General features: G+C 63.7%; 1 protein-coding gene. It reads left to right on the forward strand.

What is annotated here, in order from left to right; all coding sequences use genetic code 11:
• A partial coding sequence (locus SB751_RS30840) for a phosphomethylpyrimidine synthase ThiC (RefSeq protein WP_410749129.1) occupies positions 1-270 on the forward strand: 270 nt, incomplete at both ends.

Raw genomic sequence — 270 nt, forward strand, 5'->3', positions numbered from 1 at the left:
TCGCTCGGCGACGGCCTGCGCCCGGGTTCGGGCTACGACGCAAACGACGAAGCCCAATTCGCTGAACTGAAGACCCTGGGCGAACTGACGCAAGTGGCCTGGAAGCACGACGTGCAGGTGATGATCGAAGGCCCCGGCCACGTGCCGATGCAGATGATCAAGGAAAACATGGAGCTGCAGCTGGAACACTGCCACGAGGCGCCGTTCTACACGCTGGGCCCTCTGACGACGGACATCGCCCCGGGCTACGACCACATCACCTCGGGCATC

The sequence above is a fragment of the Cupriavidus sp. SIMBA_020 genome, assembly GCF_046535395.1.
Lineage (GTDB): Bacteria > Pseudomonadota > Gammaproteobacteria > Burkholderiales > Burkholderiaceae > Cupriavidus > Cupriavidus campinensis.